The sequence below is a fragment of the Phytobacter sp. MRY16-398 genome (assembly GCF_003925915.1).
Taxonomy (GTDB): domain Bacteria; phylum Pseudomonadota; class Gammaproteobacteria; order Enterobacterales; family Enterobacteriaceae; genus Phytobacter; species Phytobacter diazotrophicus.
Genome location: NZ_AP018756.1, coordinates 2860141 through 2886643, shown reverse-complemented (window position 1 = coordinate 2886643; position 26503 = coordinate 2860141). Strand labels below are relative to the sequence as shown.

At 55.7% G+C, this 26503-nt stretch carries 21 protein-coding genes; 13 read left to right on the top strand and 8 right to left on the bottom strand.

Going from position 1 to position 26503, the window contains the following annotated elements; all coding sequences use genetic code 11:
• Positions 1 to 10: 10 nt before the first annotated feature.
• The 7 genes from MRY16398_RS14285 to MRY16398_RS14255 all read right to left on the bottom strand — a co-directional run bounded on the left by MRY16398_RS14285 (position 11) and on the right by MRY16398_RS14255 (position 7468).
• Complete coding sequence (locus tag MRY16398_RS14285; protein ID WP_125124645.1) at positions 11 to 469, bottom strand: phage tail protein; 459 nt, start codon at positions 467 to 469, stop codon at positions 11 to 13.
• Complete coding sequence (locus MRY16398_RS14280) at positions 459 to 923, bottom strand: phage tail protein (RefSeq protein WP_079497380.1); 465 nt, start codon at positions 921 to 923, stop codon at positions 459 to 461. Before MRY16398_RS14280 ends, MRY16398_RS14285 begins: the two co-directional genes overlap by 11 nt.
• A gap of 71 nt (positions 924 to 994) precedes the next feature.
• The gene (locus tag MRY16398_RS14275) at positions 995 to 2578 is read right to left on the bottom strand and encodes a phage tail sheath family protein (RefSeq protein WP_125124644.1); all 1584 of its coding nucleotides are present in this window, start codon (positions 2576 to 2578) and stop codon (positions 995 to 997) included.
• Between the two features lie 132 nt (positions 2579 to 2710).
• A complete protein-coding gene (locus tag MRY16398_RS14270) occupies positions 2711 to 3517 on the bottom strand; it encodes a hypothetical protein (protein WP_125124643.1) in 807 nt (268 codons plus the stop codon).
• Positions 3517 to 4098: a DUF4255 domain-containing protein gene (locus tag MRY16398_RS14265; protein ID WP_125124642.1), complete on the bottom strand. Its 582-nt coding sequence runs from the start codon at positions 4096 to 4098 to the stop codon at positions 3517 to 3519. The genes MRY16398_RS14270 and MRY16398_RS14265 overlap by 1 nt, the downstream gene beginning before the upstream one ends.
• A 1029-nt stretch (positions 4099 to 5127) precedes the next feature.
• On the bottom strand, positions 5128 to 6510 hold the full coding sequence (locus tag MRY16398_RS14260; RefSeq protein WP_125124641.1) for a M24 family metallopeptidase: 1383 nt from the start codon (positions 6508 to 6510) through the stop codon (positions 5128 to 5130).
• A 40-nt stretch (positions 6511 to 6550) separates the two neighbouring features.
• A complete protein-coding gene (locus MRY16398_RS14255) occupies positions 6551 to 7468 on the bottom strand; it encodes a LysR family transcriptional regulator (protein WP_039078973.1) in 918 nt (305 codons plus the stop codon).
• Positions 7469 to 7849: 381 nt separating this feature from the next.
• Here MRY16398_RS14255 and MRY16398_RS14250 point away from each other — a divergent pair, with 381 nt between their 5' ends.
• On the top strand, positions 7850 to 9301 hold the full coding sequence (locus MRY16398_RS14250; RefSeq protein ID WP_336513217.1) for an MFS transporter: 1452 nt from the start codon (positions 7850 to 7852) through the stop codon (positions 9299 to 9301).
• Positions 9298 to 10770, top strand: a complete 1473-nt coding sequence (locus MRY16398_RS14245) for an amidase (protein WP_125124639.1) — start codon at positions 9298 to 9300, stop codon at positions 10768 to 10770. Before MRY16398_RS14250 ends, MRY16398_RS14245 begins: the two co-directional genes overlap by 4 nt.
• 87 nt (positions 10771 to 10857) lie before the next feature.
• On the opposite strand, the gene nifJ is transcribed toward MRY16398_RS14245, so the two are convergent.
• A complete protein-coding gene (gene nifJ / locus MRY16398_RS14240; RefSeq protein ID WP_125124638.1) occupies positions 10858 to 14370 on the bottom strand; it encodes a pyruvate:ferredoxin (flavodoxin) oxidoreductase in 3513 nt (1170 codons plus the stop codon).
• A 414-nt stretch (positions 14371 to 14784) separates the two neighbouring features.
• Between nifJ and nifH the strand changes: the two genes are divergently transcribed.
• The 11 genes from nifH (at position 14785) to nifV (ending at position 26503) form a co-directional block, all read left to right on the top strand.
• On the top strand, positions 14785 to 15666 hold the full coding sequence (gene nifH / locus MRY16398_RS14235) for a nitrogenase iron protein (protein ID WP_039078970.1): 882 nt from the start codon (positions 14785 to 14787) through the stop codon (positions 15664 to 15666).
• A gap of 25 nt (positions 15667 to 15691) precedes the next feature.
• Positions 15692 to 17140, top strand: coding sequence for a nitrogenase molybdenum-iron protein alpha chain (nifD, locus tag MRY16398_RS14230; RefSeq protein WP_039078969.1), 1449 nt, complete (start codon positions 15692 to 15694; stop codon positions 17138 to 17140).
• A 55-nt stretch (positions 17141 to 17195) separates the two neighbouring features.
• The gene (gene nifK / locus MRY16398_RS14225; RefSeq protein ID WP_039078968.1) at positions 17196 to 18758 is read left to right on the top strand and encodes a nitrogenase molybdenum-iron protein subunit beta; all 1563 of its coding nucleotides are present in this window, start codon (positions 17196 to 17198) and stop codon (positions 18756 to 18758) included.
• A gap of 43 nt (positions 18759 to 18801) precedes the next feature.
• Positions 18802 to 19020 (top strand): putative nitrogen fixation protein NifT, encoded by a 219-nt coding sequence (gene nifT, locus MRY16398_RS14220; RefSeq protein ID WP_125124637.1) that lies wholly within the window; start codon positions 18802 to 18804, stop codon positions 19018 to 19020.
• A 10-nt stretch (positions 19021 to 19030) separates the two neighbouring features.
• On the top strand, positions 19031 to 19690 hold the full coding sequence (locus MRY16398_RS14215) for a NifB/NifX family molybdenum-iron cluster-binding protein (RefSeq protein WP_039078966.1): 660 nt from the start codon (positions 19031 to 19033) through the stop codon (positions 19688 to 19690).
• Positions 19691 to 19867: 177 nt separating this feature from the next.
• Positions 19868 to 21241 carry a nitrogenase iron-molybdenum cofactor biosynthesis protein NifE gene (gene nifE / locus MRY16398_RS14210; RefSeq protein ID WP_125124636.1) on the top strand — a complete coding sequence of 458 codons (1374 nt, stop codon included), beginning with the start codon at positions 19868 to 19870 and terminating at the stop codon, positions 21239 to 21241.
• Between the two features lie 10 nt (positions 21242 to 21251).
• Positions 21252 to 22634: a nitrogenase iron-molybdenum cofactor biosynthesis protein NifN gene (gene nifN, locus MRY16398_RS14205; RefSeq protein WP_125124635.1), complete on the top strand. Its 1383-nt coding sequence runs from the start codon at positions 21252 to 21254 to the stop codon at positions 22632 to 22634.
• Positions 22621 to 23085 (top strand): NifB/NifX family molybdenum-iron cluster-binding protein, encoded by a 465-nt coding sequence (locus MRY16398_RS14200; protein WP_108701256.1) that lies wholly within the window; start codon positions 22621 to 22623, stop codon positions 23083 to 23085. Before nifN ends, MRY16398_RS14200 begins: the two co-directional genes overlap by 14 nt.
• Positions 23086 to 23283: 198 nt before the next feature.
• Positions 23284 to 24111, top strand: coding sequence for a Fe-S cluster assembly protein NifU (gene nifU, locus MRY16398_RS14195; RefSeq protein WP_039078962.1), 828 nt, complete (start codon positions 23284 to 23286; stop codon positions 24109 to 24111).
• Between the two features lie 34 nt (positions 24112 to 24145).
• The gene (gene nifS, locus MRY16398_RS14190) at positions 24146 to 25348 is read left to right on the top strand and encodes a cysteine desulfurase NifS (RefSeq protein ID WP_125124634.1); all 1203 of its coding nucleotides are present in this window, start codon (positions 24146 to 24148) and stop codon (positions 25346 to 25348) included.
• A gap of 12 nt (positions 25349 to 25360) precedes the next feature.
• Positions 25361 to 26503, top strand: coding sequence for a homocitrate synthase (gene nifV, locus MRY16398_RS14185; protein ID WP_125124633.1), 1143 nt, complete (start codon positions 25361 to 25363; stop codon positions 26501 to 26503).

The following is a 26503-nucleotide window of genomic DNA, read 5'->3' as shown; positions in this document are numbered from 1 at the left end:
TCTTGCGACGTTAGTAAGTGTCAAAGTTGGGCATGTCGAAGTACTGATAAGCAAATTCCAGTGTTTCGATGAAAATCTCACTCTCCTGCGAACGTAAGTTGCTGGCTGACCATTTCACCGGCCAGGCGGCAATAAAATTCCAGTCCATGCTGATGTGACCATTTTCATCAAGGAGCCAGACCTTGATATCGCGGGTTTTGATAGGGGCGGACAGCCCATTATCCAGCGTATCTTTCACCCAGCCGATCAGCGCGGACTCCGCATTGACCACCCCGCGTCGCAGCACCAGGTTCTGAAACGATGTCTGGGCAGGAAGGCGGTACTTGAACCGATTTTCCCCGCCGCACACCACCTCTTCGATACCCAACTCCTTGCTCAGGCCGCTTACCTCCTGGAAGGCGGCATCACTGCCGCACATCCCGGTGATTGAGACGCTGAAATAAAAGCTGGTTTGCAGGTTATGATCCATTGGTCACAACAAGCTGTTCGTGAGCGATTTCCAGCGTATCCACGGCCACTTCATTGGCATCGGATTTCAAATCTGTGCCGGTGATTTTGGTCGGCCACGCATTGTTCAGTTGCCACTGCATGGTGACCGCGCCATTTTCATCAAGCAGCTTAATGAGTACCGTTCTGCGTTTAACGGTGTTCATCTTGATTTCATCCATCCACGCCCAGAAGTTGTTGTCGTTGACGAACACGCCACGCTTCATTGTGATGTTGCCGTACTTCGCAATTCCGGGCATTTTGATGGTCGAGAACAGCGTGCTATTGCTGTGCCGGTACTCAATCACCTGCACCTCTTTGTCCATCCCCGAAACTTCCTGAAACGCTACCCCTTTGAGTTCCGAGCCCAGATCAACCTCAAACCGGAACTTGGGCATAGGCCATGTAGTGCCTTCTTTGCTGCCGTCATCTGCCATGAGCATGCTCCTTAACAGTCGCTAATCAGTAAATTGACTCATTGATGTGTGAACAGGCCTTACCGCATCACTCAGCCTGATTTCGCCATTTCCTGCTCAAAGGTGATGACGAGGAATTCAGCCGGACGCACGATGGCGACCTTCACGGTGACATTAAGAAAACCGTTCAGGATATCGTCGCCCGTCATGGTGGAACCCAGGCCGCAAAAGACCTGAAACGCATCATTTGCCGTGGCCCCCTGTAACCCACCTTCTTTCCAGATATCGGTCAGGAAACTGGAGATTTCGCTGCGCACCGCCGCCCAGGTATTCGCCGTGTTCGGTTCGAACACATACGCGCGCGCCGCCAGTTTCACGGACTGTTCGAGGAAGGTCATGGTGCGGCGAACCGAGATGTAGCGCCAGTCCTGGCTGTTGCCATCCAGGGTTCTCGCCCCCCAAATCAGGATGCCCTGCCCATTGAAAAAACGGATAGCATTGATGGACTTACCCGATACCGCGTCAACATTGAGATCCGCCTGTTGGGCATCGGTTAAGCGGATGGGTAACCGCGCTGCCCCGACAATGCTGGTATTGGCGGGGGCATTCCAGACGCCGTTCAGGTTGTCATTCACGGTATATACCCCGGCCATCGCGCCGCTTGGCGGCAGCAGGTTAGAGCAGGTCAGAACGTTATTGATGATTTGCGAATAGGTTTTTGAGGCGTTGAGCAGCGCGGCATTGAGTTGCGAATTGCTCATCGGGTTAGTTTGCGGCGGTGTTTCAATCATTGCGAGGATCTTCGCGACCACCGGGTCCTGTGCCGACGGCGGGTTAATCACCGCCCCCAACTGTTTAATGTCGCCACCAAACAGGTTCGTGAAATTGATATCACTGCCCTGCATGATGGTCGTACCGATAAAGGGATAATAAGCAACGCCGTAATTTAGCCCGTTTGAGCCGGTACTATTGCGAAACGCCTCAATATCATTGGTGTACATGATCGGGTCAGGCGTATCGCCGCCGATAATATCGAACAGGCAGACTGCGGTCTGCAACTCCGCCGCCTGCAGCAACATACTCTGCATCAGGGTGCCGTTATCCGCCGGGGAAAGCAGCGTGGCTTCCGGGCAGATGTACATGGTGGGTTCCTGTTCGTTTTCCAGCAGCGCCAGACCACCTTGCAGATCGGCGAGTTTCACGTTCGGGTTAACGATTTGCGCCCCTACATCGCCGGGTTTACCGCTGGACTCCCCATAGCTGCCGACCGAAACAATGTAAGCATCGCCGCCGCCGTTGAGATAGAACAGGCGAATGCTGTTATAGAGGTAATAGATGGTATTCGGGTCAGGTACTATCGAATAATAGGTGCCGTTCAATAACAGATACTCCCCCTTTTCCGGCTGCGTTTTTTGCGCCACCAGATAGTACTCAGGGTTGTACTGCGACGCGGGATCCGCCGGTGGCTGCGGATTCGCATTCATGTAGATGGCCTGAAATTCGGCAAAAGAGGTGATCTTCTGCGCCTTGTTGTAGTAGGGCTTGCCCTGATACTGCGCGTTGGGTGTATAGCCGATAAAGGCCGGAACCGCGGTGGCGACAGGGACCACAGAGTTCGGAAAGGCATTCAACTCGTTGATATACACACCCGGAGTTTTGATATTGGATGCTAGCATGTCGTGGTTTTCCTTTGGTTCACTGAGTGAAATTCCTGTACTGCGTGTCGTTAGCCTGAAAAGGCATTAGCCCAAAAACATCAGAATCCGACCCCTGTTCGCCTGCGGGTGATGCGTGTTGCGCCCCTTTCATCAGACATACACATACATAACCGACACGGGCTGCTGATCCGCGGAATACGCGGTAAATAAACGATCTGCCGCAGGCGTTGGCAGCACAGACATCACCGTCTGCTGTCGGGTACGCCCGCTCTGCGTCTGGGTACGCGGAATATCCATCAACGCAAAGCGCTGTGTTGGCGCCTGTTGCAGGGTAATGGTTGAGGTGCTGCGGATTACCCAGCCATTTTGTCCATCGACATCCCCATTGCGAACGCTGGCAGGGTTGAACGTAACCTGCCCTGATGCGTCCACTATCTCTGGGTTTTGCAAGCGCCGCTGTCCGCGCGGGATCAAGCGATATTCCCAGACGGTGGCGCGCGCCTGGAGCGTCACCGTAAAAGCCTGCCGGGGGAGCAAATCCGCCGGATAGAGACAGATTTCACCTGTCGCAATAGCGGGCGCGCTTTGCGCTTGCGCAGCGCCCATGATCATGGCGCCCGGCCTCTGCCCATCAGCAGTAATACGCTCACTACTGAATCCCAGCACCCCTTTCCACTCCCCGGGGAGTGCCGTGACCGCAAGCAGCCAGGCATTGGGCTGCACCAGCCAGAAACGCAATGGGTTGCGTGCATCCTGGGACACGCAATACTGCAAAAATGCCGTTCTGCCCGTCGGGGCATAGCCATAAATGCGCCATATATTGCCTGCTGCCACCAGGCTCAACCCCAGACGACGCATGAGTTCATGGGTGTTTTGATCCGGCACGAGTGTGGCGTCACGCCAGACGCTGTCTGGATAAAACTGATGCTGTAAGGTAATTTCCGCTATCACAAACATCAGCGTCTGGCCTGAGCCTGGCTGCCGACCTGTTCGAGAATGGGCGATTCCCCGCTTACCTGATTCGCCTGAATCGCGATATGACGAATTTTGTAGATAATCGAAGGTTGATACCGCGCCCCCAGCGCACTCCAGAGGTTGTGGGTGTTTTCGTAAGGTGAATTTTCAATTTCAAACTGCAACTGCTCAATACCGGCCGGGATATCAGGAAAATTCTGCCGCTTGATGATGGGATTCGCCTGAAAAAACGCGATAACCGCAGAGAGAAAGCGCAACGATTCGCTATAGTCATCAAAGCTGGCGGTAAGCAAGACATCCAGATTAAATCTCACCGTCGGCATCATCTGCCTGACGATATTATTTTTCGTATCGGGTGTGGTACGAGTACCATAAAAGGGCTTGCTGGTTTCATGCTCCAGATTGATAAGCGTCAGCACTAATTTATTTTGATTTTTTAAAGGCAAGCCGCCGCTCAAATCGACCAGATTATTTAAAACAACCATATTTCCTGCAATATCGAATTGGTTGCGTAATTGCTGATCAAGAATGTCTTTAAGATAACTCAATGCTTCATCAATCATGTCACGTCCTTAATGAGGGAGTTGCAAGTCGCCACACACCAAAGCGCTAATCTGAGACTGTATAATGTTTGCGGACAAACATTACATTCAGGCAACACAAAGCCCATAAAAAATAAAGACAACAGGATCCAGCGCCTTTAATTTTTAAAGACAAGAGTGGTGCTCTGTCAAAAAAGAGACAGAGAAAATTATTTTATCGCTAACCGTGATGTGCTGTATGCATATTCAATGGGCAATACCTCCCATACAATAAGAAATGCGCTCTTATCGTTTTTTATTTATAGTGAAAAGCTAAAGCAAGTGGCATATCGGCATGGTTCACATGCAACGATGTTTTTTCAGTATAAGCGGGAAATCAGAAAATTCTATAAAATTATTAAAAAAACACCATCATTTTAAAATTTGCTAATTTTCAAATAGATAGTGTTTTAAGACATCCCCTTCCACTTCACGCACCGGGCATCACGTCAGCAACGGAAATACAGGCGTAGCGCGCCATACAGGGCAGAAAATATGTTAAAAATGATGTAATGAAAAGCGCCGGTAAAATTTACAAAAAACGGGCATTAAGAATTTAAGATAAGTGATTTTAACTCGCCATTTCTTTTTTGCTTACGAAGTGTTTAGTCGTAGTAAAACCATTCTGAAACTATAAGATTAATAACCTTGCCGGGCATTATCTTTTCATTACATGTCAGACCAGATATTACTCTGATACGGTACAAATGTTCAGAACAACTGTTAAGAATATATTCAGCTTTACAGGCAGCAGCGAGGCTAGAAATAGCGAAGGGTATGCGCGCTAATCACACGCAGAGAGAAAGCGACAGGTGTCATTCTGAGTGTAAAGGATGTTCTATCACGCAAAATAATATGCTTCCGTTGTCTTTTTCTTTGTAATATAGTGCCGTATCTTTACATGAAAACCCAGGCTAATTGCCCGCAGCTTGTCACCTGGAGATTATTTGCGGTGTTATTATTTACAACGTCATGCATTACAGCCAGAACGCAGGCATGACGTTGCTGATATTATACCTTCACCACCGCTTTATTTTTATCCAGTAAAAAAGGTCGCAAATACCCTACCGTGTTGGATAACAAAATAACCTCCTCAGGCAGGTCTATTTTCAGTACATCAGTGACATAGTTGCGACGCGCCTGCATACGCGCCCACACCTGCGGGTAATCCTGCGCCAGTTCATCGCGCAGCGCCTCATCGGCCAGGCCAACGGTATCTTCAATGCTACAGCCGCCATAACCCGGCACCGAGGGAATAATATCGATTTGCAGCAGCATGCCGCTTTCCAGGCGGGCTGTTGAACCGGGGTAAATCGGCGAACTTAACCACTCTTCATCGGCAACCAGGTGGCCAGGATTGAGATGCCAGTGCCAGCGATCTTTAGGTAACACCGACTCCACCAGGCGGTAGACTTCTGCGCCCGTCACGCCTGGGCGGATAAACTCAAGCCACTGGACCACGGTGTGATAATAGGGAATGGCCACACGGGTCAGATAATCTGCAACCGGCTCCGCCAGCTCATTTTCACTGGCGACAACCCAGGCTGCACGGCTGGTTAACCCGCCTTTATAACCGACGGTCAGAGAAAATTTATCGCCGCGAGCGATAATCTTGTCCGTTGGGTAGAGACAGGCATTGGTAAATCGGTCGCCGGTGGCGGCAATCATCACCACATTGTTGGGCTGTCCCCAACCGGCCAGAAGGTGCCCTATCTCTTTTTCACGCCGCCCTGGCTCAACGGCATTGAGCGCCGTCAGCACCTGCGTGGAGGCGAGGTTTGCGCCGTACTCATAAAACGCAATTTCGCAGGCGCTGTTCAGCCGCCGTACGCCCCGCTCCGGGGAGATAAACAGCCCGGTGGCATTGCGCACATTGTCCCGCCCGCCTGCCGCGCTGAACACCGCGTCGAGAATAAATGCCGGAACATCAAACAGCGCTGAATCACCGGTGAATAATTTCCAGCCCACGACACCCACCCTGGCCGCAGCCGTGATGCCGCACGAGGCGAGCAACCCGGCCAACGGCGCATCCCCGTCCATCGGCTGGTTGGGTAATGAGAACAGCGGCGTGTGCAGGCATTTGCCGCCGTTACGCGCAAAGGGCACCAGTTTGAGGTTTTCATTGCCCATGATGTAGCTCAGCTCGCCATCGGCATTAACGACCAGCAATGCTTCCTCGAAACGGGGAATAAACCCGGCAAGATACTCAAAATTGGCGCCGTGCTCTTTGTCGGCATAGATAACCAGATGGGTAAAACCACTGGCCTGCATCGCCAGCAGGACATTACGCAAGCGCTGTTTCATGGTGTCGTCAGAAAGGACGGGGTAAGCAATATCCGGGTAGGTTTGCGGCGCGGATATCGTCTGTACGTGATAGCGCGGAACCGTTGTCATGGCGTCATTCCTTATGCGGCGGGAAAAGATCCTGATTGCTCTACGCCGTTGTGTTGACCAGAGCATTCTGACCATCAATACGTTGCGACAACATATCATGGAACAGACGGGTCGCCATGGATAACGTCCGTTGACGGGGTAAACAGAGATCGACCTTCACTTTTCCCATCAGGGGATCGGCCAGCGGTACCGCCACAAACATTGCCTGCGCATCCGGCTCCTGATGATGTAGCTGGGGCAAAATAAGTAGCGTCCTGCCCTGCAGCGCCAGGGTCTTTTGCACCTCCATCGAACTGGTAATAAAGCGCATATCGAAGTGGACGGCTTCGCGCCGGGCGGCGGATTCCAGTAACTGGCGCACCGCATAGTTGGCGGGAGGAATGGCAATCGGATGGGCGGCAATCTCTTTGAGGGTCAAACGCGGCTTCGTCGCCAGCGGATGGTGGGCGGCCATCAGAACCTTGTGTTCCAGATGACAGCAATGCGTCACCTGAATCTCCGCGCTGACCGGGGTATAAAAGGCCAGCGCCACATCCGCATGTCCGCGAATAAGCTGTTCGGCAATGTACGGGGCGCTGCCGGTGTCAATCTCGAACGACACCTCAGGGTTGTGCTGACCAAATGCCTCAATGACGGGCGCGATAAACAGCGCGACCAGGCTCTCGGCGGCGCAGATTTTTACCGTACCGGACACCACGCTGCGCCTTGAGGTGATGCGCGCCTTCACCGACTCCAGCTCACGCAATGTGGCGTCCACCGCCTGCGCCAGAAGCTCCCCTTCACGGGTCAGTTTAATCCCCCTCGGGCCTCGTTCAATCAATGCCGCGCCATAATAGTGTTCCAGAATATCGATTTGTCGCGTCACTGCCCCTGGCGCAACAAACAATTTATCTGCAGCCTCCCGAAAAGAAGCAGACTTTGCGACCTGACTAAAATATTTCAGCGCCCGTAATTGCATTGTCTCTCCCGTTGGATGAATCCATTGAAGCGACCTTATTACGCTGGCGAAATATTGGCAAACATCGACATAATTAGCGCCACATTGCACTTTTAGTAAGCACGGAGCGCCATTTTTGTGCATTCACTGAGCTATTCAAATCGTCATTACGCCACAATGGCCTGAATATGCGGCATGACCGCTTATTTATCGCTGCCCCATTCGGTAATCGGGTTTACGAACCAGGCACATTTTAAGTGCACTCGACGAAGTGAATATTTACCCCAGTAAAATCTCATCTCAAACGAAAAACAAATTCCATAATAAAAACAGATAATTAAATTTAATCATATTATTTTCTTATTCGTCTGACCTGCCGTGAGTGCATACATTTTTTAAACACTGCCTTCGCCTAATTGTGATAGTGAGCGGATCTGCGCCCTGTTATATGTCTGCTATGTCTTTTCACGTTTCACTTCGCCTGAACACATTGAGGAAGGCCATACGATGACAAACGAAATAAGTCATAGCGCGATAAAACCCAAAGCATCACGCAAAGAAGTGGTGGCTGTTGTGCTTGGCGCTGCGGTTGAATTTTTCGATTTCAGTGCTTATGCCACCTTTGCCGTGATGATCGGCAATATTTTCTTCCCCTCTGATAACCCCTTCACCAGTCTTTTATTGTCGGTCTCTGTGTTTGGTATCGGCTTTATTGTCCGCCCGCTGGGCGCCATATTTATTGGCAGCTATGCCGACCGTGTAGGACGTAAACCGGCGATGCTGCTCACCATGGTTTTTATGACCATCGGCACCGGCGGGCTGGTCTTTCTGCCCGGCTATGAAACGATTGGCATGGCGGCCCCTATCCTGCTGGTGATTGTCCGCATGCTGCAAGGGCTGGCCTGGGGTGGCGAAGCTGGCCCCGCGACGACCTTTATTATGGAGGCGGCGCCAGAAGGCAAACGGGCCTTCTACACCAGTTGGCAAATTGTCGCCCAGGGGCTTGCAGGTATCAGCGCCGGGGTGATTGGTTATACGCTGACGGTCATCCTGACGCCGGAGCAACTGTCGGCCTGGGGCTGGCGCGTGCCTTTTGCTTTTGGACTGATCATCCTGCCCATTGCCATCTACCTGCGCCGTAACCTTAACGAGACTTTCACTACTGAGAACAACGACGCCAGCAAGTCCACCGGCAGTCTACTCGGTGACGTGATGCGTAACTACCGTGGCCTGATTCTGGTGGGTATTTTTATTCTTTCAGGCAGTACCATTACGCAATATTTCCTCAATTACATGACCACCTATGCCCTGAAAGAGCTGGCTTTTGCGCCAGGCACGGCCATGGCGTCGACCATTCTTATCGGCGTGTGCGTGGTGGTGTTTTCCCTGGTGGGTGGCTGGATGGCGGACCGCTTCGGGCGCAAGATGACCATTATCGCGCCGCGCCTGATTCTGCTGCTCTTGCTGCTACCGGGCCTTGAGATGATCAATGCCTGGCGCAGTGAAGGCGTTTTCTTTGCCATCATCACCCTCTTTGCCGCTCTGCAATGTATCAGCGGCGCCGGCGTGCTGGTGGTGCTGTGCGAAAACTTCCCGCGCTATATCCGCTCAACCGGTTTTTCCATCGCCTTTGCCTTTGGCATCACCCTGTTTGGCGGGACGGCGCAAATTGTCTTCTCGTGGCTGATTAAATGGACCGGCGACCCGGTTTCTCCAGGCTACTACCTCATCGCCGCCAATATCCTCTGCCTGGCGGCGACACTGATGCTCAAAGAACGTACCCCTCATAAGGCCACCCGCCGCCTCAAAGCGCCGCAGGGTAAGATCCAGTTTGCGAAGGAGAAATCACAATGAACACCGTACTGAGCTGGGATGAGTGGGCCGCCTGCGACGCCACGGCGCTGGCAGAACTGGTCGAGCGCGGCGACGTCAGCGCCCGTGAACTGGCGCTACAGGCACAGGCCGCGACGCTGCGGGTTAACCCGCAAATCAATGCTGTCGTGGAACTGTTTGATGATGCCATCCACCAACCGGAAACCGACGGCACCTGTCTGGAGGGCGCGTTTAAAGGGATTCCCTTCCTGATGAAAGACTTAGGGCCGGGGGTAAAGGGGCGTTTGCAGGAGCAAGGCTCCGCGTTTATGCGTGGCAATCGTCCGGATGAAGACGCCTTTTTGACCACGAAAATTCGCCATGCCGGGCTTAATATTATTGGCCGCAGCGCCACGCCGGAGTTTGGCGTCTGCGGATCGGCGGAAAACCCGGCGATTTACGTAACGCGCAGCCCGTGGAACCCGCAATACACCACCTTTGGCTCCTCTGCCGGGGCATGCGCGTCGGTGGCCGCCGGGGTTATTCCCCTCGCCCATGCCACCGATGGCGGTGGCTCCATTCGCATACCGGCGGGGGCCAATGGGCTTGTTGGCCTGAAAAGTAGTCGGGGCGTCTTTTCAATTGGCCCGGCACTGTCGGATATCACCGGGTATGTCTCAACGCAAGGCTGTGTGAGTCGCAGCGTGCGCGACACGGCACGCTTTGTCGATAGCTGCCGGGGCGGCGCACCGGGCGAGTTTATGCCTTACTGGCAGCCCCCGCAGCCCTATAGCGAGATGATCACCCGCGATCCTGCGCCGCTGCGTATTGCCGTGTCCCACGAATGGGGAAATTACCGCGCAACGCCGCATTTTGTCGAAGAACTGGAGAAAACGACGCGCCTGCTTGAGGAGCTGGGCCATCAGGTGGAATGGGTGACGCCAGATATCCCCTTCGAAGAGGCCTTTGCCGCACAGACCGCCTGCTATATCAGCAACTTCGCGCAGTTTATTCAGCGGCTGCTGGAGAAAAACGATCTTAGCGCCCCGCCGGAGGATAAAATCGAGCCGATGAATATCCGCATCTGGCAAAAAGGGATTGGTATGTCCTACAGCGAGCGCTGGAAAATGCAGGATGCGTTTAACCAGATCTCCCGCAAGCTGGGGGCATTTTTCCAGACATGGGATCTGATCCTGACACCGACATTTTCCAAACCGACGCCGCTGCTCGGCGAGAAAAAGTACCTGACGCTCAGCGATAACCCGGACGTGATGGACTGGTTCTATTCCCTGTGGGATATCTTCTCCTATACCCCGCTTGCCAGTTTAACCGGCACGCCCGGTATTTCGTTGCCGCTGGCCTGGCAACAATCCGGCTTGCCGCTCGGCATGCATTTCCAGACGCGCCAGGGTAACGACGGGCTGCTGCTGCAACTGGCGGCCCAGCTTGAGCGCGCCTCCGGCGGGCGATTTATCAGCAACACCACGCCGCAGGTGCATGTCACCCGCTAATCTATTGCAGGCAAAGAAAAGGCCGGAGCGCATCACTGCCACTCCGGCCTTTTTTGTTTCTGCCCGGCAAACACCGGGCCGCTTCTCTTACTCTCCGGCCAGCCGCTTGTACTGGGCGTAGCGGTCTTTGGCATCCTGCTCGGTCTGCGTAAACAGCGTATCGGCCACCTCCGGCGAAGTACGTCCCAGCGAGGCATAACGCACTTCCCCCATCAGGAAGTCACGGAAACTCTCTTCCGGCTCTTCCGAATCGAGAATAAACGGGTTTTTCCCTTTCGCCAGCAGTTGCGGGTTATAGCGCCAGAGGTGCCAGTATCCAGCCTCTACCGCGCGCTTCGCCTCGCTGATACTGCGCCCCATCCCCGCTTTCAAACCGTGGTTAATACAGGCCGCGTAGGCAATCACCAGCGACGGTCCCGGCCAGGCTTCGGCTTCGGCAATGGCGCGTAGCGTCTGGGCTTTATCGGCCCCCATCGCCACCTGGGCGACATACACATTGCCATAGCTGACGGCCATCATTCCCAGATCTTTTTTGCGCGTCCGTTTGCCTTCGGCGGCGAACTTGGCAATGGCAGCCACCGGTGTGGATTTCGATGACTGGCCGCCAGTATTGGAATAGACCTCGGTATCAAACACCAGAATATTCACATCCTCACCGGAGGCCAGCACATGGTCGAGGCCGCCAAAGCCAATGTCATAGGCCCAGCCGTCCCCACCAAAAATCCACTGCGAGCGCTTGGTGAAGTAGTCCTGATTTTGATACAGGCGATTAAGCAGGTCATCGTCGCCCTTTTCAGCCGCCAGCAGCGCGCTCAGTTTTTCCGCCCGCGCGCGGGTACCTTCACCGAGATCTTTGTTCTCCAGCCAGTCGCGCAGCGCCTGCTGCAAATCCGGATGCAGCGGTTTTTCCAGCACGCTGGCCGCATCACTGGCCAGTTGTTCACGGATGGCGCGGCCTCCCAACATCATCCCCAGACCAAACTCGGCGTTATCTTCAAACAGTGAATTTGCCCAGGCCGGCCCCTGGCCTTTATGGTTTGTGGTCCACGGGATGGACGGTGCGCTGGCCCCCCAGATAGACGAACAGCCCGTGGCGTTGGCAATCATCATCCGGTCGCCGAAAAGCTGAGTAATCAGGCGCGCGTACGGGGTTTCGCCGCACCCTGCGCAGGCGCCGGAGAACTCCAGTAACGGGGTTTCAAACTGACAGCCTTTGACCGTGGCTTTGCTGAACGGATTCTCTTTGGGCGTCAAGGCCAGCGCGTGATCCCACACCGGGATCATCGGGCGCTGGCTGTCGAGGGGTTGCATCGCCAGGGCTTTGCCTTTCGACGGGCAAATATCCACGCAGTTGCCGCAGCCAGAGCAGTCGAGCGGCGAGATAGCCAGATGATATTCATAGTGTTTGGCCCCCTGCGCGGGCTTGCTCAGTAACGCAGCAGGGGCCACTTCGCGCTCTTCACTGCTCAACAGCGCCGGGCGAATGGCCGCGTGCGGGCAGATAAAGGCGCACTGGTTACACTGGGTACAGCCTTCAGGCTGCCAGACCGGCACCTGCATGGCGATACCGCGCTTCTCCCAGGCGGCGGTGCCGGGCGGGAATGTCCCGTCTTCCATACCCAGAAAAGCGCTGACGGGCAATCTGTCGCCGTTCTGGCGGTTCATCGGCTCAAGGATATTGCGAATAAAGTCCGGCATCAGTTTGCCGTCCTCTTTCTCCTCCTCTTCTGCATACGCCCAGTGGTCGGGAACGATAATCTCCTGCAGCGCATCCATCCCCAGATCGATAGCGGCATTGTTCATATCCACCACGTTCTGCCCTTTGCTGCCATAGGATTTTGCCACCGCTTTCTTAAGGTGCGCCGAGGCGGTTTTGGCATCAATAATGTCGGTCAGTTTAAAAAAGGCCGCCTGCATCAGCATATTAAAACGCCCGCCGAGGCCGAGTTTACGTGCGATATCAACCGCGTTCAGGGTGTAAAACCGCACCCCCTGGCGGGCAATAATGCGCTTCATTTTATTGGGCAGATGGCGCTCCACCTCTTCGCCAAACCAGGTGCAGTTGAGCAGGAAAATCCCGCCCGGATTGATGCCATCAAGAAGATCATATTTATCGACATAAGATTGCTGTGAACAGGCAATAAAATCGGCGTTATGAATCAGATACGGCGAAGTGATCGGGCGCTTACCAAAGCGCAGATGCGACAGGGTTATCCCACCGGATTTTTTCGAATCGTAGGCAAAATAGGCCTGCGCGAACATCGGCGTGTTATCACCGATAATTTTGATGGCATTCTTATTGGCGCTGACCGTACCATCAGAACCCAGCCCCCAGAATTTACAGGCGGTGATACCTTCACGGGAGACGTGAATGTCATAAACCGGTACCGGCAGCGAGGTGTGGGTTACATCGTCAAAAATCCCCACCGTAAAACCATCCATCGGCAGCGGTTTTTTCAGGTTTTCGAACACAGAAACAATGTGGCCTGGCAGAACATCTTTACCCCCCAGCGCATAGCGGCCACCAACAATCAGCGGTGGGTTTTCGTGATGATAAAAGGCATTTTTGACATCCAGACACAGCGGTTCCGCCTGGGCGCCCGGCTCTTTGGTGCGGTCGAGCACGGCAATGCGCTTCACGCTGGCGGGGATCTTCGCCATAAAATGGGCCAGCGAGAAAGGCCGGAACAGATGCACGGAAACCAGGCCGACTTTTTCACCGCTGTCGATCATCGCATCCACCACCTCCTGGATGGTGTCGCACACTGACCCCATCGCAATAATGATTTGCTCAGCATCCGGCGAACCGTAGTAATCGAACAGGTGGTATTCGCGCCCGGTGATACGGTAAATCTCCGCCATATACCCTTCGACAATCTCCGGCAGCGCCTGATAAAAGCGGTTGGAGGCCTCGCGTTCCTGAAAGTAGATGTCCGGGTTCTGCGCCGTGCCGCGAATGACCGGGTGATCCGGGTTTAAGGCATTACGGCGAAACTGGTTGAGCGCCTCCTGATCCAATAACGGCGCCAGCTCTTCATGTTCCAGCACCTCAATTTTCTGGATTTCATGCGAGGTACGAAAGCCGTCAAAGAAGTTGATAAAGGGCACGCGGCCTTTAATCGCGGCGAGGTGCGCCACCGCCGACAGATCCATCACCTGCTGGACATTGTTCTCCGCCAGCATTGCGCACCCCGTCTGGCGCACGGCCATGACATCCTGGTGATCGCCAAAGATATTCAGCGAGTTGGTCGCCAGCGCCCTGGCGCTGACATGAAATACCCCCGGCAACAGCTCGCCCGCAATCTTGTACAGATTGGGGATCATCAACAGCAATCCCTGTGACGCGGTATAGGTTGTGGTCAGCGCTCCCGCCTGCAATGCGCCGTGTACGGCCCCTGCCGCACCGGCTTCTGACTGCATCTCCATCAGACGCACCGGTTGACCAAACAGGTTTTTCTTACCCTGTGCCGTCCATTCGTCGACGTTTTCCGCCATCGGTGTTGAGGGGGTGATGGGATAAATCGCCGCAACATCAGTAAAGGCATAGGAGATCCAGGCCGCCGCAGCGTTGCCATCCATCGTTTTCATCTTTCCGGACATTTCTCGTTCCTCGAATGTGAGAGGCAAAGTCGCCGCCCGCTGACGGCAAACCGTAGTACCCCTGCATTGCACAGCCTGTGCCATATCGGGAAAACGTAATATCTGCGTTCAAATTCAAGGTATTAACTAAAAGTCCTGACTTGTGAGTCTTCCGACATTGCGCGGAATAAGACAGGCAGTCCGACATCCTGTTGAACAGCTAACAAAGTGTCAGCGCCGCCACAGCAGCGGCGGGTGTGGCGGCGAATTGTCCTGTTTCCAACAATTGGTCTGCATATTGTTCAGTGTTTGTTTTGCCACCCACAGAGGCGATAAATATAAAAATCAATAAATACAATCAATTATAGGTTCTGGCACGGCTGGTATGTTCCCTGCACTGGTTAATGGGCAAACACACAAACAGGAGAACACACCATGACCATGCGTCAATGCGCCATTTATGGCAAAGGTGGGATCGGCAAATCCACCACCACGCAAAACCTCGTCGCCGCTCTCGCGGAAATGGGTAAAAAAGTGATGATCGTCGGCTGCGACCCGAAAGCGGACTCCACCCGTCTGATCCTGCATGCGAAAGCGCAGAACACCATTATGGAGATGGCCGCCGAAGTGGGTTCAGTGGAAGACCTTGAACTGGAAGATGTGCTGCAAATCGGTTATGGCGGCGTGCGTTGTGCAGAATCCGGCGGCCCGGAGCCAGGCGTAGGTTGTGCAGGCCGCGGCGTTATTACCGCCATTAACTTCCTTGAAGAAGAAGGCGCCTATGTCAGCGACCTCGACTTTGTCTTCTATGACGTCCTCGGTGACGTGGTCTGCGGCGGGTTCGCCATGCCGATTCGTGAAAACAAAGCGCAAGAGATCTATATCGTCTGCTCCGGGGAAATGATGGCGATGTATGCCGCTAACAACATCTCCAAAGGCATCGTGAAATACGCTAAATCCGGCAAGGTACGCCTGGGCGGGCTGATTTGTAACTCCCGTCAGACCGACCGCGAAGATGAACTGATCATCGCGCTGGCAGAAAAACTGGGCACCCAGATGATTCACTTTGTACCACGCGACAACATCGTCCAGCGCGCGGAAATTCGCCGTATGACGGTTATCGAATATGACCCGAAATGCAACCAGGCCGACGAATACCGCGCGCTGGCGAACAAGATCGTCAACAACACCCTGATGGTCGTCCCGACCCCTTGCACCATGGATGAACTGGAAGAGCTGCTGATGGAATTCGGCATTATGGATGTGGAAGACGCCAGCATCATCGGTAAAACCGCCGCCGAAGAAAACGCGGCCTGAGCCGCCTTGTAACAGGAACACAGTTATGAGCAATGCAACAGGCGAACGTAATCTGGAAATTATCCAGGAAGTGCTGGAGATCTTTCCCGAAAAAACGCGCAAAGAACGCAGAAAGCACATGATGGTGACCGACCCGGAGATGGAAAGCGTCGGGAAATGCATCATCTCTAACCGCAAATCGCAGCCGGGTGTGATGACTGTCCGCGGCTGCTCCTACGCCGGATCGAAAGGCGTGGTTTTTGGGCCGATTAAAGATATGGCCCACATCTCCCACGGCCCGATCGGCTGTGGGCAGTACTCCCGTGCCGGGCGGCGCAACTACTACACCGGGGTCAGCGGCGTTGATTCCTTCGGGACGCTGAACTTTACCTCTGATTTTCAGGAGCGCGATATCGTCTTCGGCGGCGATAAAAAGCTCACCAAACTGATTGAGGAGATGGAGGAACTGTTCCCGCTGACCAAAGGCATCTCCATTCAGTCGGAGTGCCCGGTTGGCTTAATCGGTGACGATATCGAAGCGGTGGCGAATGCCAGTAAAAAAGCGCTCAACAAGCCGGTGATCCCGGTGCGTTGCGAAGGCTTTCGCGGCGTGTCGCAGTCGCTCGGTCACCATATCGCCAACGACGTGATCCGCGACTGGGTGCTGGATAACCGCGAAGGGAAGCCCTTCGAATCTACCCCCTATGACGTGGCCATCATCGGCGATTACAACATCGGGGGGGATGCCTGGGCGTCGCGCATTCTGCTTGAAGAGATGGGGTTACGCGTGGTGGCGCAGTGGTCCGGCGACGGCACGCTGGTAGAGATGGAAAACACCCCGTTCGTCAAGCTGAACCTGGTGCACTGCTACCGCTCTATGAACTACATCTCTCGCCATATGGAAGAGAAACACGGTATCCCGTGGATGGAGTACAACTTCTTCGGCCCGACCAAAATCGCCGAATCGCTGCGTAAGATCGCCGATCAATTTGACGACACCATTCGCGCCAATGCGGAAGCGGTGATCGCCAAATATCAGGCGCAGAACGATGCGATTATCGCCAAATACCGCCCGCGTCTCGAAGGCCGCAAGGTGCTGCTCTATATGGGTGGCCTGCGTCCTCGCCACGTGATTGGCGCGTATGAGGATTTGGGCATGGAGATTGTCGCCGCCGGGTATGAATTTGCCCATAACGACGATTACGACCGCACCCTGCCGGACCTCAAAGAGGGCACGCTGTTGTTCGACGATGCCAGCAGTTATGAACTGGAAGCCTTCGTGAAGGCGATTAAGCCGGACCTCATTGGCTCAGGCATCAAGGAAAAATACATTTTCCAGAAAATGGGGGTACCGTTTCGCCAGATGCACTCCTGGGATTACTCCGGCCCGTATCACGGCTATGACGGCTTTGCCATCTTTGCCCGCGATATGGACATGACGCTCAACAATCCCGCCTGGGGCGAGTTGACCGCACCCTGGCTGAAATCAGCCTGAATACTATCCTGACATCCCGTTTGTTCACCGATTTGTGGCGCGGGAGGAGAACATCATGAGCCAAACTGCTGAGAAAATTGTCACCTGTCATCCGCTGTTTGAACAGGACGAATACCAGACGCTGTTTCGCAATAAGCGCGGTCTGGAAGAGGCGCACGACCCGCAGCGTGTGCAAGAGGTTTTTGAATGGACCACCACGGCGGAGTACGAAGCGCTGAACTTTAAGCGTGAAGCGTTAACCGTCGATCCGGCAAAGGCCTGCCAGCCTTTAGGATCGGTACTCTGCTCGCTGGGTTTTGCCAATACGCTGCCTTATGTGCACGGTTCCCAGGGCTGTGTGGCCTATTTCCGCACCTATTTTAACCGTCATTTCAAAGAGCCGATCGCTTGCGTTTCCGACTCTATGACAGAGGATGCGGCGGTCTTCGGCGGCAACAACAACCTTAACACCGGGTTGCAAAATGCCAGCGCCCTGTACAAACCGGAAATTGTCGCCGTCTCCACTACCTGTATGGCGGAGGTCATCGGCGATGACCTGCAGGCCTTTATCGCCAACGCCAAAAAGGACGGGTTTATCGATGCCGCCATTCCGGTGCCCTACGCCCATACGCCAAGTTTTATCGGTAGCCACATCACCGGCTGGGACAACATGTTTGAAGGTTTCGCCCGGGCATTTACCGCCGATCACGTGGCGCAACCGGGCAAGCTGGCGAAGCTAAACCTGGTGACCGGTTTTGAAACCTATCTTGGCAATTACCGCGTGCTCAAACGCATGATGGCCCAGATGGAGGTGCCCTGTAGCCTGCTGTCTGACCCGTCTGAGGTGTTAGATACGCCAGCCGACGGCCACTATCGCATGTATGCGGGCGGCACAACGCAACAAGAGATGCGCGACGCCCCCGATGCTATCGACACCCTGCTGCTGCAACCCTGGCATCTGGTGAAGAGCAAAAAAGTGGTGCAGGAGTCCTGGGGCCAGCCCGCCACAGAAGTGTCCATCCCAATGGGACTGACCGGGACCGACGAACTGCTGATGGCGGTTAGTCAGTTAACCGGCAAACCGGTGGCCGATGAGCTGACGCTGGAGCGTGGGCGCCTGGTGGATATGATTCTCGATTCACACACCTGGCTGCACGGTAAGAAATTCGGTCTCTACGGCGATCCGGATTTTGTGATGGGGCTGACGCGTTTCCTGCTGGAACTGGGCTGCGAACCGACGGTTATCCTCTGTCATAACGGTAGCAAGCGCTGGCAGAAAGCGATGAAGAAAATGCTTGAGGCATCGCCCTACGGTCAGGAGAGCGAAGTGTTCATCAACTGCGATCTGTGGCATTTCCGCTCGCTGATGTTTACCCGCAAACCGGACTTTATGATCGGCAACTCGTACGCCAAATTCATCCAGCGTGACACGCTGGCGAAAGGTGAACAGTTTGAAGTTCCGCTGATCCGTCTGGGCTTCCCGTTGTTCGACCGCCACCACCTGCATCGCCAGACCACATGGGGTTATGAAGGGGCGATGAATATCGTCACCACCCTGGTCAACGCCGTGCTGGAAAAAGTCGACCGCGATACCATCAAACTGGGCAAAACGGACTACAGCTTCGACCTTGTCCGCTAACCATAATGCGCCCCGCCTTGTGCGGGGCAGCAAGGGGGAAACGATGCCAATAGTGATAATTCGTGAGCGCGGGCCGGATCTGTGGTGTTACATCGCCAAACAGGACCTTGAGGCAAAAGTCATCGCGATTGAACATGACACCCCGGATAACTGGGGTGGCGCTATTTCTCTGGAGGGGGGACGCCAGTATATCGTCAGCCTGCAACCTGGACGCCCCACCTTCCCCATCAGCCTGCGCGCCACGCGCGGCGCACTTTTGTGAAGGAGGTCAGATGAACGATAACGATGTCCTTTTCTGGCGCATGCTGGCGCTATTTCAGTGTCTGCCGGAACTGCAACCCGCGCAGATCCTGGCCTGGCTGACAGGAGAACGCGACGACGCCTTAACCCCGGCGTACCTCGATAAGCTCAATATCCGCGAACTGGAAGCGACCTTCCCGTCTGAAACGGCGATGATGTCGCCCGCACGCTGGAGCCGCGTTAACGCGTGCCTTCACGGTACGCTGCCCGCGCACCTGCAGGTAAAAAGCACCGCTCGTCAGGGGCAATTACGGGTAGCCTTTTGTTCACAGGATGGATTGCTGATCAATGGTCATTTTGGTCAGGGGCGGCTGTTTTTTATCTACGCCTTCGATGAACAGGGCGGATGGCTGCACGCGTTACGCCGTCTTCCCTCGGCTCCGCAAACCCAGGAGCCGAATGAAGTTCGCGCGCAGCTCCTGAGTGATTGCCACCTGCTGTTTTGTGAAGCCATTGGCGGCCCTGCGGCGGCCCGGCTGATTCGTCATAATATCCACCCGATGAAAGTGTCGCCAGGGATGTCCATTGCCGCCCAGTGCGATGCCATTACCGCACTGCTGAGCGGACGTCTGCCACCGTGGCTGGCAAAACGTCTTGAGAAAGCCAACCCGCTGGAAGAGCGGGTATTTTAACCGGCGATCCCCTGCGTCTGACCTGCGGATGCAGGGGGCCTTTCCCCGTTGTCCTCAATACGCCAATTGTCTGCTTTGTCGTAAACCTGACAGAGCATTCCCTTTAAAAATCAATAACTCATTCCTGGCTTGCGAATTGCAACATTGGGCACAGCCCACCAAGTCAATGAGGTCACTATGAAGGGAAATGACATTCTCGCGCTGCTGGATGAACCCGCCTGCGAACACAATCACAAACAGAAATCCGGCTGTAGCGCCCCTAAACCCGGTGCCACGGCGGGCGGTTGCGCGTTCGACGGCGCGCAAATCACCCTGTTGCCGCTGTCGGATGTGGCGCACCTGGTCCACGGACCGATTGGCTGCACGGGAAGCTCCTGGGATAACCGGGGCAGTATGAGCTCCGGCCCCAGTCTCAACCGGCTCGGCTTTACCACCGACCTGAACGAACAGGATGTCATTATGGGGCGCGGCGAACGGCGGCTTTTCCACGCGGTGCGCCACATCGTCAACCGTTATCACCCTGCCGCCGTGTTTATCTATAACACCTGCGTTCCGGCGATGGAGGGTGATGATATTGACGCCGTCTGTCAGGCGGCGGAAACCGCCACCGGCGTGCCAGTGATTGCCGTTGATGCCGCCGGGTTCTATGGCAGCAAAAACCTTGGCAACCGTCTCGCGGGTGAAGTGATGGTTAACAAGGTCATTGGACGGCGCGCGCCTGCCCCCTGGCCGGACGATACCCCCTTTGCACCGGAACACCGCCACGATATCGGCCTGATTGGCGAATTTAATATCGCCGGGGAGTTCTGGCACGTTCAGCCGCTGCTCGATGAGCTGGGTATTCGCGTGCTGGGCAGCCTTTCCGGGGATGGCCGTTTTAGTGAAATCCAGACCCTGCACCACGCGCAGGTCAATATGCTGGTCTGCTCAAGAGCGCTGATCAATGTTGCCCGCACCCTGGAACAGCGCTATGGCACCCCCTGGTTTGAGGGCAGTTTTTACGGCGTGCGCGCCACCTCCGATGCCCTGCGTCAACTGGCATCCCTGCTTGGCGACAGCGATCTGATTGCCCGCACTGAAGCCGTTATTGCCCGCGAAGAAGCCACGGCAAATCAGGCGCTGGCCCCGTGGCGCGAACGGCTACAGGGTCGCAAAGTGTTGCTCTATACCGGTGGGGTGAAATCCTGGTCGGTGGTCTCCGCATTGCAGGATTTAGGGATGACCGTCGTGGCGACCGGCACGCGCAAATCCACCGAAGAAGATAAGCAGCGTATTCGCGAATTAATGGGCGATGACGCGCTAATGCTGGAAGAAGGGAATGCCCGCACCCTGCTGGATGTGGTGTACCGCTACCAGGCGGATTTGATGATCGCCGGGGGGCGTAACATGTATACCGCGTACAAAGCGCGGCTGCCGTTTCTGGATATCAACCAGGAACGCGAACACGCCTTTGCGGGTTATCGCGGCATCGTCACCCTCGCCCAACAGCTTTGCCAGACCATTGAAAGCCCCGTCTGGCCGCAAACACACGCCCGCGCGCCGTGGCAATAAGGAGTGAAAGATGGCAGATATCATCCGTAATCAGAAACCGCTGGCGGTAAGCCCGGTAAAAAGCGGCCAGCCGTTAGGCGCCATTCTGGCGAGCCTCGGCGTTGAGCACAGTATTCCGCTGGTGCACGGTGCGCAGGGATGCAGCGCGTTCGCCAAAGTGTTTTTTATCCAACATTTTCATGACCCTATTCCGCTGCAATCCACGGCGATGGACCCCACCTCAACGGTCATGGGGGCGGACGGCAATATCCTTACCGCGCTCAATACGCTGTGCCAGCGCAACACCCCGAAAGCCATCGTCCTGTTGAGTACCGGCCTGTCTGAGGCACAGGGCAGCGATATCAGCCGCGTGGTACGTCAGTTCCGTGAGGATTTTCCCCGCCACAAAAATATCGCCCTCCTGACGGTCAACACCCCGGATTTTTACGGCACGCTGGAGAACGGCTTTAGTGCGGTGGTGGAAAGCGTCATCGAACAGTGGGTACCGGAAAAGCCTCAGCACGGCCTGCGTAACCGGCGGGTCAACTTGTTGTTAAGTCACCTGCTGACGCCCGGTGATGTTGAGTTGCTGCGCAGCTACGTGGAGGCTTTTGGCCTGCAACCGGTGATCGTGCCGGATCTTTCGCAGTCGCTGGATGGTCACCTGGCAAGCGGCGATTTTTCGCCGGTCACCCAGGGGGGGACGCCCCTGCGCATTATCGAACAGATGGGACAGAGCCTGTGCACGTTTGCTATTGGCGTGTCGCTGTCCCGTGCGGCATCGCTGCTGGCACAGCGTAGCCGTGGCGAGGTGATCGTGCTTCCCCATCTGATGACCATGGAACATTGCGACCGTTTTATTCATCAACTGAAGATCATTTCCGGGCGCGAGGTTCCCGCCTGGATTGAGCGCCAGCGCGGACAATTGCAGGATGCGATGATCGATTGTCATATGTGGTTGCAGGATGCCCGGCTCGCACTGGCCGCCGAGGGCGATCTGTTGGCGGGCTGGTGTGATTTCGCCCGTAGCCAGGGCATGCTCCCCGGCCCCGTTGTGGCGCCGGTCAGCCAGCCGGGCCTGCAACAGCTTCCCGTGGAGAAAGTGGTCATTGGCGATCTGGAAGATATGCAGGATTTACTCTGCGCTATGCCTGCTGACCTGCTGGTCGCCAACTCCCATGCCGCAGACCTGGCCGAACAATTCTCCATCCCGCTTATCCGCGCCGGGTTTCCTATCTTCGACAGGCTTGGGGAATTTCGTCGCGTGCGACAGGGATACCCCGGCATTCGCGACACACTGTTCGAGCTGGCGAACCTGATGCGCGAACGTCATCACCACCTGCCCGTCTACCGCTCCCCCCTGCGCCAGCAATTTGCCCAGGACGCTGACGGAGGCCGCTATGCAACATGTTAATCGCCAGTTCAGCACCATCTGTTCCGGTGAATGGTCGATGAAAGTCGCCTTCGCCAGTTCCGATTACCATCACGTGGATCAGCACTTTGGCGCTACGCCACGCCTGGTGGTGTATGGCGTCAAAGAAGATGATGTCACCTTGCTGCGGGTCGTGGACTTTACCGTACTGGCTGGTCATCAAACCGAGAAGATAACCAGCCGCATCAGCGCGCTGGAAGATTGCGTCACCCTTTACTGTGTGGCGATTGGTGAAACGGTATTTCGGCAACTGCTGCAAATAGGCGTGCGCGCCGTCCGCGTGCCCGAAGACACGCCGATTATCGGCCTGCTACAGGAAATTCAGCACTACTGGTATGACAAAGAACAGCGCAAAAGCACGCGGCTTCGCGATCCCAATCGCTTTTCGCAACTGCTGCTGGAAAGTCAGTGGCAGGACGACGATGAACGCTAAAGATTGTGTCGTTTCTGCGACAAACCTCACATAAACCACGACATTGCGCGTGGGCTTATGTGAGGAGGAATTATTAACCCACTGAAAAACATCATTTTTACGCTCTGGTACTGCTTTTGCTTAATCTTCATACCCGCTGTTGATTAACGCGGTGAATTGCGCCCTGCGCTGTCCGTCATAATCCTGGGAGCTGAGAGCATGTGGAACTATTCCGAGAAAGTGAAAGATCATTTTTTTAATCCCCGTAATGCCAGGGTGGTGGCAGAGGCCAATGCGATTGGCGATGTAGGTTCGATAAGCTGTGGCGACGCCCTGCGCCTGATGCTGCGGGTCGATCCGCAAAGCGAAACCATTCTGGAGGCCGGTTTTCAGACCTTTGGCTGCGGTAGCGCCATCGCCTCCTCGTCGGCATTAACGGAACTGATCATTGGCCGCACGCTGCAAGAAGCGGAACAGGTCACCAACCAGCAAATCGCCGACTATCTCGACGGGCTGCCGCCGCAAAAAATGCACTGCTCAGTGATGGGCCAGGAAGCGCTGCGTGCGGCAATCGCCAACTACCGGGGCGAAACCCTCGATGACGATCATGAAGAAGGCAAACTTATCTGCAAATGCTTTGGCGTAGACGAAGGCCAGATTCGCCGCGCGGTATTGACCAACGGCCTGACCACCCTTGAAGAGGTGATCAACTACACCAAAGCGGGCGGCGGCTGCACGTCCTGCCATGAGAGTATCGAGCTGGCGCTGGCAGATATACTGGCCGAGCAGCAGGCGGCTCCGGCTGTCGCGGTGGAGGCGACAAAAGATCCGCACTGGCAAGAGGTGATCGACGCCATTACCGAACTGCGCCCGCACATCCAGGCCGACGGCGGGGATATGTCGCTGATTAATGTCGCGAATCATAAAGTGACCGTCAGCCTTTCCGGTAGCTGTAGCGGCTGCATGATGACCGACATGACGCTGGCCTGGCTACAGCAGAAATTAATGGAACGTACCGGCTGTTTTATGGAAGTCGTAGCGGCGTAAGCCACACCTCACTATCCGTTATGGGGGAATAAAGATGAAACAGGTTTATCTGGATAATAACGCCACCACCCGTATCGACCCGATGGTGCTGGAGGCGATGATGCCGTTTTTGACCGAACACTACGGCAACCCTTCTTCGATTCATGACTTTGGTCTGCCCTCGCGCGGGGCGCTGGAGCGTGCGCATCAACAGGTCGCCGCCCTGCTTGGCGCCGATCACGCCAGTGAAATCATTTTTACCTCCTGCGCCACGGAAGCGACCTCGACGGCGCTGCATGCCTGCATTGAACTGCTGCCGGAACGCCGTGAAATCATCACCACCACGGTGGAACACCCGGCGACACTGGCGGTCTGCGAACACCTGGAGCGCCAGGGTTATCTGATCCACCGTATTGCGGTCAATGCCGAGGGTGCGCTCGATATGGCGCAGTACCGCCAGGCGCTCAGCTACCGGGTGGCGGTGGTCAGCGTGATGTGGGCCAACAACGAAACCGGGGTGATTTTCCCGGTGGCAGAGATGGCGGAGCTGGCCCATGAATACGGTGCGCTGTTCCACTGTGACGCGGTTCAGGCGGTAGGGAAAATTCCGCTGGCGGTCGGTAAAACCGCTATCGACATGCTCTCCTGTTCCGCGCATAAACTGCACGGCCCGAAAGGCGTCGGCTGCCTCTATTTACGTCGCGGCACGCGTTTTCGTCCGCTGCTGCGTGGCGGCCATCAGGAGCGTGGACGGCGCGCCGGTACGGAAAATATTGCCGGGATTGTCGGCATGGGCAGTGCGTGTGAACTGGCACAGGTTCATCTGCCCGGTATGGGCGAAATTGCCCGGCTCCGCGACTATTTGCAGGACGAGCTGGTCAATAGCGTGCCGTCGGTGATGGTCATGGGCGGCAAACAGCCACGGGTGCCGGGGACCGCGAATCTGGCGTTCGAGTTTATTGAAGGCGAAGCCATTTTGTTACTGCTCAACCAGGCGGGGATCGCCGCGTCCAGCGGCAGTGCCTGCACGTCAGGCTCTCTTGAACCGTCGCATGTGATGCGCGCAATGAACATTCCCTATACCGCCGCTCATGGCAGCATTCGCTTCTCCCTGTCACGCTACACGCGGGAAAAAGAGATTGATTACGTCATCGCCACGTTGCCGCCGATTATCGCCCGGCTGCGGATGCTCTCCCCTTACTGGCAGGACGGTAAACCGCTCCCGGCGACGTCCTCATTTGCGCCGGTTTACGGCTAAACGGAGGCGGCTATGGCCAGTGTGCTGATTAACGACACAACGCTGCGCGACGGCGAACAAAGTCCTGGGGTGGCATTTCGCGCCAGTGAGAAAGTGGCCATCGCCGAGGCGCTGTTTGCCGCAGGCGTTACGGCGCTTGAGGTGGGAACACCGGCAATGGGTGACGAAGAGCGTACCCGTATCCAGCTTGTCCGTCGCCATTTACCGGATGCGACACTGATGTCCTGGTGTCGCATGAACGCCGGGGACATCCGCCAGAGCGCCGATCTGGGCATGGACTGGGTGGATATTTCGATTCCGGCATCCGACAAATTGCGTCAGTACAAATTACGTGAACCGCTGGCGGTGCTGCTTGACCGGCTGGAGAGTTTTATCGGTATGGCGCGCACGCTGGGGCTGGCGGTCTGCGTCGGCTGTGAAGATGCGTCGCGCGCGGATGACGACACGCTACGCCAGATAGCAAGTGTCGCACAGCGGGCAGGCGCGCTGCGTTTACGTTTTGCCGATACGCTGGGGCTGCTGGACCCGTTCGCGACGGACGCGTCTATCCGTTCGCTACGGAGCTACTGGAACGGTGACATTGAGATGCACGCCCATAACGACCTGGGGCTGGCCACCGCCAATACGCTGGCGGCCATCCGCGCCGGGGCAACCAGCGTGAATACCACCGTGCTGGGGCTGGGTGAGCGCGCGGGGAATGCCGCACTGGAGACGGTCGCCCTCGGTGTGCACCGTTGCCTGGCGCTTGAGAGTGGCGTTGATTTTAGCCAGTTGCCCACCCTCTGCCAGAAGGTCGCCGAGGCCGCCCAGCGCCCTATCGACGCGCAACAACCGCTGGTTGGCGAACAGGTCTTTACCCATGAATCCGGGGTGCATGTCGCCGCCTTGTTGCAGGACAGAGAGAGTTATCAGGCGATTGATCCGGCACTGATGGGCCGGGAATATCGTCTGGTACTGGGAAAACACTCTGGCCGCCAGGCGGTGGACGGCGTCTTTGCGCGTATGGGGTATCCCCTTAATGCGCTGCAAATCGACGTACTGCTTCCGGCCATTCGCCGCTTTGCGGAGAGCTGGAAGCGTACCCCGAAAGATTATGAACTGATCGCCATTTACGATGAATTATGCGGTGAGCCGATACGCCAGGTGGGAGGATGA